Raw genomic sequence first — 13782 nt, forward strand, 5'->3', positions numbered from 1 at the left:
ATTTGTCAATTAAATTATTGAAACACCATATTTTGTTATATCTAATTGTCTCAAAATAGCCATTAAAACATTCACTACAATGCTATTGCCCGCTTGTTTGTAACAAGCCGCATCTGACACAACTATTTTAAAAGAATCATCAAATCCCATTAAATTTAAACATTCGCGTGGAGATAATTTTCTATATCTACCTAAATGAGGAATGATTTCATTACTTTCACTCATGTTATATCCCCCCTCACAATCTTTTGTAAGTGCGTATTTTTTTACATTATCCGTCAGATAGTATTGTTCTTCAAAGTCAGAAGTATGGAATACATGATTATCAGTCGCATCAATCTTTTCCGATTTTCCTATTGGATGATATATGAAATCTCCATGCCAATTAAATTGCTGATTTCGTTTCTGACATAATGCTATATCACCATTAACTTGAGTGTAACTTTTAATATGATTTATCGTCCTTGTTACAAAGAATGCTCCTTTTTGCTTAAGGAAATATTTTGTATCAACGCATGATTCCAAAAAATCATACATGCTTTTTGTCAATGGGATAGGCTTAGGGTATTTAAAATCACATTCCGTTTTAAAGCCTATACAAAAAATTCTATCTCTACTTTGCGGAATACCGTATTCTTTACTATTCAGAACTTGATAATAGATCTGATAGCCACAATCTTCCTCAAATGTTTTTCTAATAGTTTTCCATGTTCTACCGTTGTCATGATTCAACATACCCTTGACGTTCTCAAAAATGAAAACTTTCGGTCGACATTCAATCACAATTCTAGCAAATTCACTGAATAAAGTACCTCTAGTATCTTCAAATCCACCTCTTTTACCTCTGATTGAGAATGCTTGACATGGAGCGCCACCAACAAATAAATCTACTTTATCTTTAAATGGCTTTGCATCAAAATCATGAATGTCATCATGCCAACGTTCCTCTAGTAGTTTGTAGTTTGCCATGTATGCTTTCTTACAATCAGAATCAATATCTCCTGCAAATTGAATTTGATAATTCAATCCTAATCTTTGAAAAGCATGCTCAATAGCACCAATGCCACTAAATGAAGTTCCGATACGAATAGTTCGTTCAGGAAATTCAAATGCATGATTTAACCAAGTATAATCATTATCAATATTATCTTGGGTGTTTTGTATATTCGCGTATTTATTAGTCATTATCTACTCCATATTTAGTAATATCCAATTGCTTTAGTATAGAAATTAATACGTCCACAACGATACTATTTCCAGCCTCCATATATGCGGCTGTGTTACTAGTGACAATGTTAAATGTATCACGAAATCCCATTAGTCTATGACATTCTCTAGGTGTCAATTTTCGAATTCCGTTTATACCCTTATTTTTATTAAAAGTGACATAATTATCAACTCCTGCTCTGTGCATTTTATGCATAGAATGCAAAAGAGGTCTTGCTACATCTAAATCTGTTTTTGTTGAAGTCTTAAAATTCTTAGTTCCACCTGCTAAAACATATTTGGCAACTTTTTCAGATAAATAATATTTATCTTCGACTTCGCTAACAGGGAAAGTAAAACGATTAAAATCATGTTCCCCTAATTCTTTACATTTACTTTGTACATTATAGAAACAAGAGTCCGACCAATCTTCTAGAAAATCATACATGCGATATTTCAACTCAATTGGTGCAGGAAACTTAAAGTCTGTTTTTTCTCTAAATCCTATACAAAACAAACGTTCTCTATGCTGCGGAATACCGTAATTTTTACTATTTAATAATTGGTAATGAATATCATAACCACAATATTCTTCAAATGTATTTTTTATAACTTCCCATGTTCTCCCATTATCATGAGTTAGAATGCCTTGAACATTTTCAAAAATAAAAATTTTAGGACAGCATTCTTTAACAACACGTGCAAATTCTCTAAATAGAGTTCCTCGTGTATCCTCAAACCCTCTTCTAAAACCTACCATTGAAAATGCCTGACAAGGTGCACCACCGACAAATAAGTCTATTATTCCGTTATATGGTGTTGCATCAAAATTGTGTATATCCGTATGCCAAGCTTCCTCCCTTAAATCATAATTAGCAAAATATGCTTTTTTACAATTTGGCTCAATGTCTCCAGCAAATAAAAGATCTGTATTTAAATTAAGCCTTTGAAATGCATGTTCTATCGCACCAATGCCACTAAAGGTGGTTCCAATACGTATTATACGGTTGGGGTATTCAAATATCTTATCCAACCAATTTGGACCATTCCAATCAATGTTATCTATTGTGTTTTGAATATTCATTCTACTATCTTTCTTTCTCATCAGTTATCAGCTCCTTCATGTTTACTCCAAGCACTTCACTGATGCGTTGTAGCGTGTCAAGGCTAGGTTGAACACGGTTACAACAATAGCCATTAACAGTGCTAAAGCTTTTTCCTATTTTTTCAGCTAATAGTGTTTGAGACATTTCTTTCTCAACCAAAACGACCTTAATTCTATTCAGTTTCATAAACTTTTGGATTGACGACATTAAAACCTTATACAAAAATAGCTAATTTATTCATAGAATAGTGTGTTTAATACGATATTTATATATTTTAGTAAGATAACACAACGTAAAGCTTGGAATAAGTTTTCAAAACTGGTAGAATCTATAAGTTGATATCTGTTCTAACGTATGTATTTTCATGTTCAAAAAAGCTAGTATACAACTACTCTATACTCAGAGAGAGATTCATTTATATACTTGCTCTAAACAGTATATATGTAATTAAGCCAATAACCAAAATAGAAATAGCCATATTACTATATAGCGGACTCTTCTGCTTGACTTTTTCTTTTTTGCTGTTTGCTGGCTTATCTACTCGATTGTTGTCTCACATTGATAAATTAGATTCTGAAGGCTGTTACCTGTGCGACATGGAGAAATACAATGAGGCGGCAATCTCCGGCTGGTGCGTAATACGCGTGTTGCCGGCAGAACTGCTGACGTTTAAGACTGTGCGGCTCGTTATTCGGGCAATAAAAATCATAACTAAAAAAAATAACAATACAGAATGTCATTACAAAACAAGGGGGTAGATTCTTTTTCGTTGAACATCGATTTTTTCGTTATCGAAAAAATTGCTCTGATTGAGGCAGAGCATGGCTGGAAAGGTTCGCTGATAACATTAAAATTACTTTGCAGAATAGCAAGGAAGGATTTTATTGTCGTTGGGATAAAGATATCTGTCTGCTCTTTTGCCGGAAAGCCGGAATAGAGGTCGATATTCAGTTTATGGATACTCTGTTTCAATCTCTTCTAGAAAGAAATTTCTTTGACACAAATTTGTTTCATAAATTTGGTATATTGACTTCCCGCAGCATCCAAATTCGTTTCTTTGAAGCGACAGTCCGCCGCCGAAAAATAAAGGAAAGTATAGTAGAGGAAAATAAATTTACAACAGCAGCAACACGCGTGCGAGGAGCCGGAAAAAGAACCGGAGAATCTGAATGAAGAACGTGAACAATGGAAAGAAGCCTTGCTGGCGGACGAAGACTGGCAGGCAACGCTGCCGGCACCGTATTCTTCCGGAAATTCCGGTCACCCCGAACGTCCTTCAAGAATCCGGGAACTGATTGAAACCGGTCAGCGTGTCACCGAGATAGCCCTGAAAATCTGTAATTCGCAAGCCGTATGAGTTTGGATAACAGATTACGGCTTGCCGTCGAAGAACGCCGGGTATCGACATACCCGCTACAGGAAATTCTGCCCTACGTGAATCGTATTCTCCTGCAGACATATGCCCTGGTCGGTTTCAAACCTCCCAGCGAGCATGATCTGGGGCTTTTGATAGCCAAAGTCGCCACCGACCAGCAAGAGTCTTATCCTTCTCTGACTTTGCAGGAAGTGGAACTCTGCTTTGAGCTGGGTGCAAAAGGCGAGTACGGCGACTTTATGGGACTGAACCTGCGCACCATCACTCGCTGGCTGAAAACATACCAGACAAGCGAATTGCGTTACCGTGCGGTTGTGGAGCGTGAACGGCAGGTGTTGGTGAAACAGCAAGCGATGGCGATTCTTTTGAAAGAGTTTTTTGACAAAGTGATTGAGGAAGAAGGAGAATTGCTTATGATAACGTAAACCGTGATTCAAAGAATATATTTTATTGGGTTACATTACTGTTCATAAAATCAGGAACTATTTATCTATAGCAACAATTATCTAAAATTATGCATAAAAGCCTACAGGCAGGGAGAAAAATCATACCTTTGTATTAACCCAATAATATTGAACAATATGGCTGCAAAACTTGAACAACGTATAACTCAACATAGAAAGTCAAAGATTGACCTGCAAGATGGGGAGAATAATCAACAAAAACGAAACCATTCGGATAACCCTATATTTCTTTTAATATAAACCGGAATATTCATATGGATACCCTTTCGAAAGAACAACGACACAAAAACATGGCTGCCGTACATTCTACCAATACTAAGCCGGAAATAATAGTAAGAAAGTATCTGTTTTCCCGTGGATTCAGATACCGTTTGAATCACCCTAGGTTACCAGGGCACCCCGACATCGTTCTACGCAAGTACCGCACCTGTATCTTTATAAACGGTTGTTTTTGGCACGGCCACGAAGGTTGTAAATATTTTGTTATCCCAAAATCGAATACAGAATTCTGGACCAAGAAAATCAACCGTAATATTGAGCGGGATAAAAAAGTACGGAAAGAACTTATCAAAATGGGATGGTATTGTATTACCATATGGGAATGCGAGCTAAAACCCAAAATACGCGAACAGACTCTTACCTCATTACTGTTCACTCTTAATCATATCTTTCTGAAAGATCACACAGTGAGCTATCCTATTAATGAAGATGAAGAATCGTCTATGGTGGCAGAAAAGGATATAACATTTTATGAAACAAAGAATAAGAATACGTTTAATTCAAATAAAAAATAGGTAAAAGAAAACTAAAAAAACGGGACTGCCATCTTTCCCAAGACACAATCCCGCTTCAAATCTAGAATAAATAATAGAGAAGGTTTACGGTTACTTTTCTCTTCCGCCACCCAGTGCATGATAAAGGTTTACCACACTCTGTATCTCAGAAAAACGGTTGGCCGTTTGTGACAGTTGCGCACTCAGTAAAGATTGGCGGGCGGTCAGGACTTCCAGATAAGTAGAAGTACCGTGCTCCATCAGCAGAGAGGTGCTTTTCAAGGCCTTTTCCAGCGAAACGATCTGCTTGTCGAACAAGATCGTTTTCTCCCGGCTTGTCTGATAAGCAACCAACGCATCGTTCACTTCGCTTCCGGCATTCAGTAAAGTCTGCTGAAAAGCCAGGCTGGCTTCTTCCTGTTGTGCCTGCGCGATGCGGTATTGGGCAATGACCTGTCCACGGTTGAACAAAGGCTGTGTCAACGAGCCGACTGCCGAAGCCAGGAACTTACCCGGATTGACAATCATCGCCCCTGCCGAGTTGGTCCAACCCGCACTCCCGCTCAGCACTACGGAAGGATAAAAAGAGGCGCGGGCCTGATTGGTTCCATAGAACGCTGCTTCCAGTGAACGCTCTGCCGAACGGACGTCAGGACGGTTGGATAACATCTGAACAGGAACACCTACCGACAAGTCCTCCGGAAACTGTTGCTCATCCAATGTGCCCCGTTCAAAATAACGGGGCGTCTCGGCCAGCAGCAAAGCCAGACTGTTCTCCACCTGATTGATCTGCTCTTTCAGATCGAGGGCGGATGCCTGTACCTGATAATAAGCAGCTTCCATCTGTGACACGGCCGCCTCATCAGCCATGCCCGCATTCATCAGTGCACGGGTAGAAGAAACCGTTTCACGCCATGCCTCCTCCGTCTCACACGTGATGGCAAGCTGTTCATCCAGCATCAACAGCGTATAATAGGAATTGGCGATTCCGGCTACCAGCTGGGTCCGCACGGCCTGCCGGTAATCCTCGCTTTGTGCGTAAACCGCTTTTGCCTGCAGTTTAGCGTTGTGCATACGCCCGAATATATCAAGCTCCCAACTGGCAGTGACAGGCAGCGAATAAGTCTGTGTCGCCTTGCGGGTATCAAAACTGCTCACGGTACCTTGCGGAGACAAGGCAAACGAAGGCAGGAATGCCAGACGGGCGGACATCAAAGCCGCTTCGGCCTCCTTCACACGGAGCTGTGCCGACTGATAGTCAGTATTGTTCTGCAGTCCCTGTTCGATAAGGGCCTGCAACTTCGGATCGGAGAAAAGCTCATGCCAGTCTCTGTCACCTATTCCGGCAGTGTCGGCCGTCTCTATCCCTTCTCCGTACAAATTGTCGGGTACGGCCGTTTCCGGTTTATATTTACTGTATATACCACAACTGCTCAACAGAACAGTAACTGCGGATAACAGAATTATCTTCTTCATATTTTATTATTTTAGTTGTTTATATCAGACGTGCCACGCTCCGCATTACTTCTCTCCTGCTCCAGGGCCACCTGCACATCGGCTTCTTCTTCCATCGGCTTACGGATCTTCTCTTGTAAAAACTCGAAGATAATATAGAACACCGGAACTACGAATAACAACGCCAGCGTTCCGACTGCCATACCACCGACAACACCTGTTCCCAACGAACTGTTACCGTTGGCACCGGCACCGGAGGAGAACATCAATGGAAGCATACCGAAGATCATCGTAAGCACCGTCATCAGGATCGGACGCAGACGGACCTGGGCGGCAGAATAAGCCGACTCGACAATACCCATTCCTTTACGGCGGCGCTCTATCGCATATTCCGTGATCAGAATGGCCGTCTTCGCCAGCAAACCGATCAACATGATCACCCCTGTCTGCAGGTAAATATTATTCTCCAGTCCGAATATCTTAGCAAACAGGAAACTACCCATCAAACCGAACGGCACGGAGAGGATAACGGCGAACGGCACCAGGAAGCTCTCATATAAACAAGCCAGGATCAGATAAATAAGCAAAATACAAACCACATAGATAAACAGCGTTTTCGCACCACCGCTATTCGATTCTTCACGGGCCATACCACCATATTCATAACCATATCCCGTAGGCAGCGTCTGGGCTGCCACCTCTTCGATGACCTTCTGCACCTCACCGGAAGAATAACCTTCAGCCGGATTCACATTTGCCGTGATAGCGCTGTACAGGTTGAAACGGTTAGATACTTCCGGACCAAGCACCTTATTCAATGTCACAAACTGGCTTATCGGCGCCATTTCCGTTCCGTTGCGAACAAACATATTATTCAGCGACTGTTCGTCCAGACGATATTCAGGGGAAGCCTGCATCATCACACGGTATACTTTTCCAAACTGATTGTAATTGGATATATATGCACCACCACAATAACTGCCCAAGGCATCGAGTATGGTAGCCGGCGAAATACCTGCACGCTTACATTTGGCGGCATCGATATCGACCGACACCTGCGGGAAGTTCATCGCATAAGAGGTATATGCCATCGCAACTTCCGGACGCTGATTCAAGGCTCCCAGGAACTGCATAGTCGAGTTGTAGAAAGCCGTCATGTCGCCACCGGTCTTGTCCTGCAGGTTCAACTCGATGGAGTTACCCATACCATAACCGGGGATCATCGCCGGTTGGAAACTGAATATCTGTGCTTCCTTTATCGCATAGAACTGGGCATTCAGGCGGCCAACCACGGCATCCGACGAATGCTCTTCCCCTTTTCGTTCGCTCCAGTCTTTTAAACGAATAACGATCGTACCGTAAGAGGTTCCTTGTCCGGACATAAGTCCGTATCCTGCCACCTTTGCATAATGTTCTATTTCAGGAGTATTTTTCAATATATCCTCCAGTTTGTCCATGACCTTTGTCGTTTCACCTAACGTACTACCCGGTGAAGTGCTGACATTTACCATGATCACACCCTGGTCTTCCTGCGGAACGAGCCCTGTCTTGGTGCTCGACATCAGAAATGCCAGCAAAACAATAGCAGCTGCAGTCAACGTCCATACCATCCAGCGGTGATGGATAAAGAACATGACACCTTTCTTATATTTGCCCAATACAGCGTTGAATGAAGCGTTATAGGCTGCACGAACTCGTCCGTTAAGACTTTTCGCACTCTTATTTCCATCCGAAGGACGCATAAGTATGGCACAAAGTGCCGGACACAACGTCAAGGCTGAAATCATGGAAAGACCGACTGAAGTCGCCATCGTAATACCGAACTGCGTATAGAAAATACCGGATGTTCCTCCCATGAATGTCACAGGGATAAATACTGCCATAAACACGCAGGTACAGGAAACGATAGCCATCGTTACATCTCCCATCGCATCCTTAGTGGCAAGATAGGAGGATTTATATCCGGCATCGAACTTCGACTGCACCGCCTCCACCACCACGATCGCATCATCCACAACGGTTCCGATCGCAAGCACAAGAGCAAATAAGGTCAGGATATTGATACTGAACCCGGCAATCATCAGGCAAGCGAATGTTCCGACCAGCGAGACTATGATAGATATGGAAGGAATCAGCGTACTCTTGAAATCCTGCAGGAAGAAATAAACCACGAGGATTACCAGTAAGATGGCAATGACCAACGTTTCCACCACATTATGGATAGAGGCGAACAGGAAGTCGTTCGAACTCATCATCGTCACAAACTCCGTTCCCTTCGGAAGATCCTTCTCCATTATATTCATCTGAGCAGTGATCTTCTCATTCACAGCCGTTGCATTGGAACCTGCCACCTGGAATACCATGAACATAACGGCAGGTTTACCGTCCATCTCACTCTTGAAACTATAGGAAAGTGTTCCCAGTTCCACGTTAGCCACATCTTTCAGACGGAGCACCGAACCGTCGCTCTGCGAACGGACAACCGTGTTCCTGAATTCATCCACACTCTTCAAACGTCCGCGATACTTCATCGTGAACTGGAAAACATTCATCGAGTTCTCGCCCAACGAACCTGTCGGCGCTTCGATATTTTGTTCACCGAGTACGGCTGTTACATCCGACGGAACCAACCCGTATTGTGCCATCAATTCCGGTTTCAGCCAGATACGCATACTATAGGTATCGCCCAGCTCCATGACGTCGCCCACGCCTTCTATACGTTTGATCTGAGGGATCACATTGATGTCCAGATAATTGGCAAGGAATGTCTGGTCATAATTACCATCCGTACAGACAAACGAGTTGATCTGCAGGAAACTGGTCTGACGCTTCTGGGTAGTCACACCGATCTTGGTCACTTCGGCGGGCAACAATCCCTGTGCTTTGGATACGCGGTTCTGTACATTGACCGCCGCCATATCCGGGTCCGTTCCCTGCTTGAAATAAACCTGTATGGTAGCCGAACCGGCATTGGTAGCAGTAGACGTAATATACATCATGTCTTCCACCCCGTTGATACTCTCCTCCAACGGCATGATAACGCTGTTCATTACCGCTTCCGCATCGGCTCCCGTATAATTGGCCGACACATAGACTGTAGGCGGTGCAATATCAGGATACTGCTCCACCGGCAGTGTAAAAAGCGAAATAAGCCCCACAGCGAGGATCAGCACGGAAATGGATATAGCCATCACCGGCCGTTTTATAAATATATTACCTTTCATAGCATTACTTTTATTTTACTTGTGTTCCTTCACGTACCAACCCGGCACCCTCAGATACAATTTCATCACCGGCCTTCAAACCGGTCAGCACAACGTATTCGCGTCCGTCATTTATTCCGGCTACGGTAATTAACGTAGAAGTTGCTTTTCCGTCTACAACTTTATATACAAGGGTCTTATCCTGCATCTGAACGGTCGCCCCCTGCGGGATAACGATGCAGTCTTTATAGGTGCTCGGCATGATCACACTACCGGATGCCCCGCTGTGAAGCAGGCGCGACTCATTCGGGAAGACCGCACGGGCCACAACCGTACCGGTCTGCCGGTCGATCACGCCACTGATAGATTCTATTTTACCTTTCATCCCGTACAACGAGTTATCATTCAACTGAAGATCCACTTCCGGCATATTCGCCAGAGCATCGTCCATCGTCCCGTGCTGCCGGGTCAGAGCCAGAAGCTGGTTCTCGGTCATGGAGAAATAGACATACATATCCGAATTATCAGACACCGTCGTCAACGGCTGCTGGAGGGTCGGTCCGACCAATGCTCCGGCACGGTATGGCAAAGCTCCTACAACACCGTTCGTAGGGCTCTTCACCTCCGTATAAGACAGATTATTGCGGGCATTCACGACCTGTGCTTCCGCCTGCACCAATTGTGCCTTGGCTGTGAGAAACGTATTTTCAGCCGTTTTCAGGCTAAACTCCGAAACAACCTTCTGCGCATATAGTTCCTTCGAACTGTCATACGTCAATTCTGCTGTCCCCAATCCGGCTTTTGCCGCTTCCATATTGGCTATAGCCGTTTGCAAAGCTGCCTTATAAGGAACCTGGTCTATGATAAAAAGTACTTGGCCCCGACGCACTTTCTCCCCTTCCGACACACAGAGCTTCTCAATAGTTCCCGATACTTGCGGATAGATATCGATATCCTGCCGCCCCCGGATAGTCGCCGAGTAGGAAGTTGAAAGCTCTTTATCAGCCAACGCCACTTTCATCACAGAATAAGAAGGTTTCACTTGTACATCCGGTGTTTGCTTACAGGATGTCATCCACATCGTACAACCGACAATCCCTATCAGTCGTATCCAATTCCCATTTACTTTTAGCATACTATATTATTCTTTATAAAAATTGCATCAAAAGTAGACGATGCCGATAGATGTTTAATAACACAAAATTCCCGAATACTGTCCCATTTTCTGTATTACAGTTTTTTAATAGCCTAAACGTCAATCAGTAGACTTTTGGAATAAAAAAGATGAGAAATAGAATATCCCGGTTACTCATTTAATGCTCATCTTTACACCGATAAATGCAAACAGTATGGATAATAATGTAATAACAACGATAGACGTTGAGGATTTCAAGGACTTTAGTCACATGATAGATTATGTAGACGAGGATGTTGTAGCTGCCCGCAATCTGGAAGATATTTCTTACAATAATATTACCATCAGATTGAATTTCTTCCTTATTATTTCCTGTGTAGAAGGATGTATCCAGCTAGACATGAACAATAAGACCTATTTGCTTAACAAAGATGACATTATTATTTGTCTGCCGACCGCGATACTGAGCCAGACAAAATTCAGTTCCGGCCATAAGCTCAGGATTATGGGATTTTCTACCAACTTTTTACATCGTGTCGTAAAAAGAGAAGAAATATCCAACAATATCTTGTCTCATATTCATAAAAATCCTCTGCGGCATATTGAAGAAAAAGACAAATCGCCGGTTAAACTATATGAGGACCTTATTATAAAGAAAATAAACGATCCGTCTATCCATTATAAGAAAGATGTGTTACATTATTTATTTTCAGCCATATTCTGCGAGATGATGGCCGCAATCTATGAATATTCAGACACCGAACTAGAGAATGAAGAGGAACCGGAAACGGGTATAAAGAGGGCTTCTTATGTTTTCAAATGTTTCATTATGGAGGTATCGAAAGACAACGGATTCCACCGGTCGGTTTCCTATTACGCCGACCGTCTCTGCTATTCGCCCAAATACGTATCCTTTGTTGTCAAGCAAGCCAGCGGACGGACCGCTCTGGAGTGGATAAACGACTCTGCCATAGAACAAATAAAGTATCAATTGAAACATTCCGACAAATCGATCAAAGAGATAGCGGACGACTTCAATTTCTCCAACTTATCTTTCTTCGGAAAATATGTAAAGAAACATTTAGGTGTATCGCCTACCAAATATCGGGATGTGCCGGAAGATATAGGCATTTATTGAAAATGAAGAAAAGAGGCCGCCTGGTTAATGTGCGACCTCTTAAAATAAAAGCCGGATTGTCCTAAAATCCCTTTCCAAACAATCCTACAGTTTAATTATGAATAATAAATGCTTCACAAAGTATAGTGCCCTGCATTAATCCCCTAGTGTGTCTTTATAATCTGATACAAAGATAACGGGGAAACATGCCGGCATAGCAACGAATAGTTCCTCATAAATGTTCCATTTTCTTCCATTTACCATTTTTAAGAAATTTATCCGTACCTTTGAAAGGGCAAACAGGCCCTATAAAACAATGAACTTATCCGATAAAAACGATAGACATTATGGCAGATAATTATCTTGAGAAAAAGTATGAAGAGTTTCAGGCGAGAAAAAACGGAGCTGGTAAGAAAAAGACAAATTCCATTCACAAAATGCGGAGGGTATTCGTGACCGGCGGAGCCGATGGCATCGGTAAAGCAATTGTCAAAGCATTCCGAATGGCGGGTAACCGTGTAGCTTTCTGCGATACCAATGAGGTTTTGGGAAAAGAGACTGCCGAAAAAACAGGGACAACCTTTTATCATGCCGACATTTATGATAAAGAAGCACTTGACAACTGCATGCGCCATATCCTGCAAGAATGGGGCGATCTGGATATCCTGATCAACAATGCCGGCACCATCGGATATTCACCGATCACAGAAAGCAGTGTGGAAGATTTTGAGCGGATTCTGTCAATCAATCTACGCTCGACCTTCCTCACATCGCGATTATTGGCAATCCATCGTCAGTCTCAGGCGACTCCCAATCCTTACGGAAGAATTATCAATATCTGCTCTCCACGCAACCAAAATGAATCCGGAAATGAAGGTTATGCAGCCTCCAGAGGGGGTATTTATTCTTTAACCCAGACACTTGCCCTGTCACTTTCCCCCTATCATATTACAGTCAATTCTATTATGCCGGGTTGGATACAAACGTGCGGTTATGAAGATCTTCGCCCTGAAGATCAAGCCCAGCATCCTTTCGGCAGGGTCGGGAAGCCGGAAGACATTGCACGTATATGTTTAACTCTCTGCCAGGAAGAAAACGACTTTATCAATGGGGAAAACATTACAATCGACGGAGGCATGACAAAAAAGTTTACCTACTTTTAAAAAAACAACAAAACCTATTGAGTTACATTGAAAAACAACAAATCTGACGATTTATTATTTAAAACATCGTACCTTTGTCCCCAACACTAAATATTATGTACATATGAGACTGACACGCAAACAAACAATCTGTAACATCCCCATTCTAAAGATCAGGGATTATTTCGATCACATCAGACCCGCCAAGATTTCACCAGATATGATCCGCGAGCATTTTGAATTAAACCAGGAACAAACTGACGAATTGATACAGGAACTGTTAAATAACGAATACATCGAGCCGTCAGAAGGAAAATACCAACTGACAATTAAAGGGCATGCCCTTTGTGTAGCCCGGTATACCTCTCCCCTTAACAAAGCCAAAGCAGACAAACTTTTTAAGGAATTTATGGAGCGGGTTGAAGAGGTCAATACAAATGAATATTATTTGTATAAAGTATCCAAAATAGTCCTGTTCGGCAGTTATATCGATCCGGAAAAGACAGACTATTCAGACATAGACATTGCTTTCGAACTGAGTCCTAAAATAAAAAATCACAAAGAATTCGATAGACTGAACGACCTGCGCCTTGCCGAAGCCGAAGCTGCCGGAAAAACTTTTACATCTTTTATCGACCAGATAGGATATACCGAACGTGTTGTAATACTTAAACTGAAAAACAAAAGCCGATACATCAGTCTCCACCGTATGGACGACGCTATACTGAAGATTACAAAAACCAAGCAAGTTTATCCCTGAAAATCACCTGATATCTGAGATTCCTTTATATATTTGTTTCCTGTAA

At 42.3% G+C, this 13782-nt stretch carries 12 protein-coding genes and 1 pseudogene; 7 read left to right on the forward strand and 6 right to left on the reverse strand.

Going from position 1 to position 13782, the window contains the following annotated elements; all coding sequences use genetic code 11:
- Positions 1-9: 9 nt before the first annotated feature.
- From DXD68_RS14860 to DXD68_RS14870, 3 genes are read right to left on the reverse strand one after another with little or no spacing between them, the layout of a single operon-like run.
- Positions 10-1185: a DNA cytosine methyltransferase gene (locus DXD68_RS14860; RefSeq protein ID WP_122362344.1), complete on the reverse strand. Its 1176-nt coding sequence runs from the start codon at positions 1183-1185 to the stop codon at positions 10-12.
- Positions 1178-2311: a DNA cytosine methyltransferase gene (locus DXD68_RS14865; RefSeq protein WP_199715691.1), complete on the reverse strand. Its 1134-nt coding sequence runs from the start codon at positions 2309-2311 to the stop codon at positions 1178-1180. The genes DXD68_RS14860 and DXD68_RS14865 overlap by 8 nt, the downstream gene beginning before the upstream one ends.
- Positions 2295-2498, reverse strand: a complete 204-nt coding sequence (locus tag DXD68_RS14870) for a helix-turn-helix domain-containing protein (RefSeq protein ID WP_122362479.1) — start codon at positions 2496-2498, stop codon at positions 2295-2297. Before DXD68_RS14870 ends, DXD68_RS14865 begins: the two co-directional genes overlap by 17 nt.
- A 547-nt stretch (positions 2499-3045) precedes the next feature.
- On the opposite strand from DXD68_RS14870, the pseudogene DXD68_RS14880 reads away from it, so the two are divergent.
- From DXD68_RS14880 to DXD68_RS14890, 4 genes and pseudogenes are all read left to right on the forward strand, one after another.
- Positions 3046-3485 (forward strand): annotated as a pseudogene (locus tag DXD68_RS14880) (DUF4373 domain-containing protein).
- A 25-nt stretch (positions 3486-3510) separates the two neighbouring features.
- Positions 3511-3669, forward strand: a complete 159-nt coding sequence (locus DXD68_RS24120; RefSeq protein ID WP_158585893.1) for a hypothetical protein — start codon at positions 3511-3513, stop codon at positions 3667-3669.
- A complete protein-coding gene (locus DXD68_RS14885) occupies positions 3666-4112 on the forward strand; it encodes a hypothetical protein (protein ID WP_122362347.1) in 447 nt (148 codons plus the stop codon). The genes DXD68_RS24120 and DXD68_RS14885 overlap by 4 nt, the downstream gene beginning before the upstream one ends.
- A gap of 293 nt (positions 4113-4405) precedes the next feature.
- The gene (locus DXD68_RS14890) at positions 4406-4945 is read left to right on the forward strand and encodes a very short patch repair endonuclease (RefSeq protein WP_122362348.1); all 540 of its coding nucleotides are present in this window, start codon (positions 4406-4408) and stop codon (positions 4943-4945) included.
- Between the two features lie 90 nt (positions 4946-5035).
- Here DXD68_RS14890 and DXD68_RS14895 read toward each other — a convergent pair whose 3' ends face one another.
- From DXD68_RS14895 to DXD68_RS14905, 3 genes are read right to left on the reverse strand one after another with little or no spacing between them, the layout of a single operon-like run.
- Positions 5036-6400, reverse strand: a complete 1365-nt coding sequence (locus DXD68_RS14895; protein ID WP_122362349.1) for an efflux transporter outer membrane subunit — start codon at positions 6398-6400, stop codon at positions 5036-5038.
- Positions 6401-6411: 11 nt separating this feature from the next.
- On the reverse strand, positions 6412-9603 hold the full coding sequence (locus DXD68_RS14900; protein ID WP_122362350.1) for an efflux RND transporter permease subunit: 3192 nt from the start codon (positions 9601-9603) through the stop codon (positions 6412-6414).
- Between the two features lie 10 nt (positions 9604-9613).
- Entirely contained in the window at positions 9614-10717 is a 1104-nt protein-coding gene (locus DXD68_RS14905; RefSeq protein ID WP_122362351.1) for an efflux RND transporter periplasmic adaptor subunit, read from the reverse strand.
- Between the two features lie 214 nt (positions 10718-10931).
- On the opposite strand from DXD68_RS14905, the gene DXD68_RS14910 reads away from it, so the two are divergent.
- The 3 genes from DXD68_RS14910 to DXD68_RS14920 all read left to right on the forward strand — a co-directional run bounded on the left by DXD68_RS14910 (position 10932) and on the right by DXD68_RS14920 (position 13736).
- Complete coding sequence (locus DXD68_RS14910; RefSeq protein ID WP_122362480.1) at positions 10932-11855, forward strand: helix-turn-helix domain-containing protein; 924 nt, start codon at positions 10932-10934, stop codon at positions 11853-11855.
- Positions 11856-12181: 326 nt separating this feature from the next.
- Complete coding sequence (locus tag DXD68_RS14915) at positions 12182-12997, forward strand: SDR family NAD(P)-dependent oxidoreductase (protein WP_122362352.1); 816 nt, start codon at positions 12182-12184, stop codon at positions 12995-12997.
- A 103-nt stretch (positions 12998-13100) separates the two neighbouring features.
- The gene (locus tag DXD68_RS14920) at positions 13101-13736 is read left to right on the forward strand and encodes a nucleotidyltransferase domain-containing protein (RefSeq protein ID WP_122362353.1); all 636 of its coding nucleotides are present in this window, start codon (positions 13101-13103) and stop codon (positions 13734-13736) included.
- The last annotated feature ends 46 nt before the right edge of the window (positions 13737-13782 follow it).

The sequence above is a fragment of the Parabacteroides sp. TM07-1AC genome (assembly GCF_003480915.1).
Classification (GTDB): domain Bacteria; phylum Bacteroidota; class Bacteroidia; order Bacteroidales; family Tannerellaceae; genus Parabacteroides; species Parabacteroides chongii.

Excerpts from the sequence above, each read along its gene's own strand:
- DXD68_RS14860 (WP_122362344.1), bottom strand. The coding sequence starts at position 1,185 with ATGACTAATAAATACGCGAATATACAAAACACCCAAGATAATATTGAT.
- DXD68_RS14865 (WP_199715691.1), bottom strand. The coding sequence starts at position 2,311 with ATGAGAAAGAAAGATAGTAGAATGAATATTCAAAACACAATAGATAAC.
- DXD68_RS14870 (WP_122362479.1), bottom strand. The coding sequence starts at position 2,498 with ATGAAACTGAATAGAATTAAGGTCGTTTTGGTTGAGAAAGAAATGTCT.
- DXD68_RS14885 (WP_122362347.1), top strand. The coding sequence starts at position 3,666 with ATGAGTTTGGATAACAGATTACGGCTTGCCGTCGAAGAACGCCGGGTA.
- DXD68_RS14890 (WP_122362348.1), top strand. The coding sequence starts at position 4,406 with ATGGATACCCTTTCGAAAGAACAACGACACAAAAACATGGCTGCCGTA.
- DXD68_RS14895 (WP_122362349.1), bottom strand. The coding sequence starts at position 6,400 with ATGAAGAAGATAATTCTGTTATCCGCAGTTACTGTTCTGTTGAGCAGT.
- DXD68_RS14900 (WP_122362350.1), bottom strand. The coding sequence starts at position 9,603 with ATGAAAGGTAATATATTTATAAAACGGCCGGTGATGGCTATATCCATT.
- DXD68_RS14905 (WP_122362351.1), bottom strand. The coding sequence starts at position 10,717 with ATGCTAAAAGTAAATGGGAATTGGATACGACTGATAGGGATTGTCGGT.
- DXD68_RS14910 (WP_122362480.1), top strand. The coding sequence starts at position 10,932 with ATGGATAATAATGTAATAACAACGATAGACGTTGAGGATTTCAAGGAC.
- DXD68_RS14915 (WP_122362352.1), top strand. The coding sequence starts at position 12,182 with ATGGCAGATAATTATCTTGAGAAAAAGTATGAAGAGTTTCAGGCGAGA.
- DXD68_RS14920 (WP_122362353.1), top strand. The coding sequence starts at position 13,101 with ATGAGACTGACACGCAAACAAACAATCTGTAACATCCCCATTCTAAAG.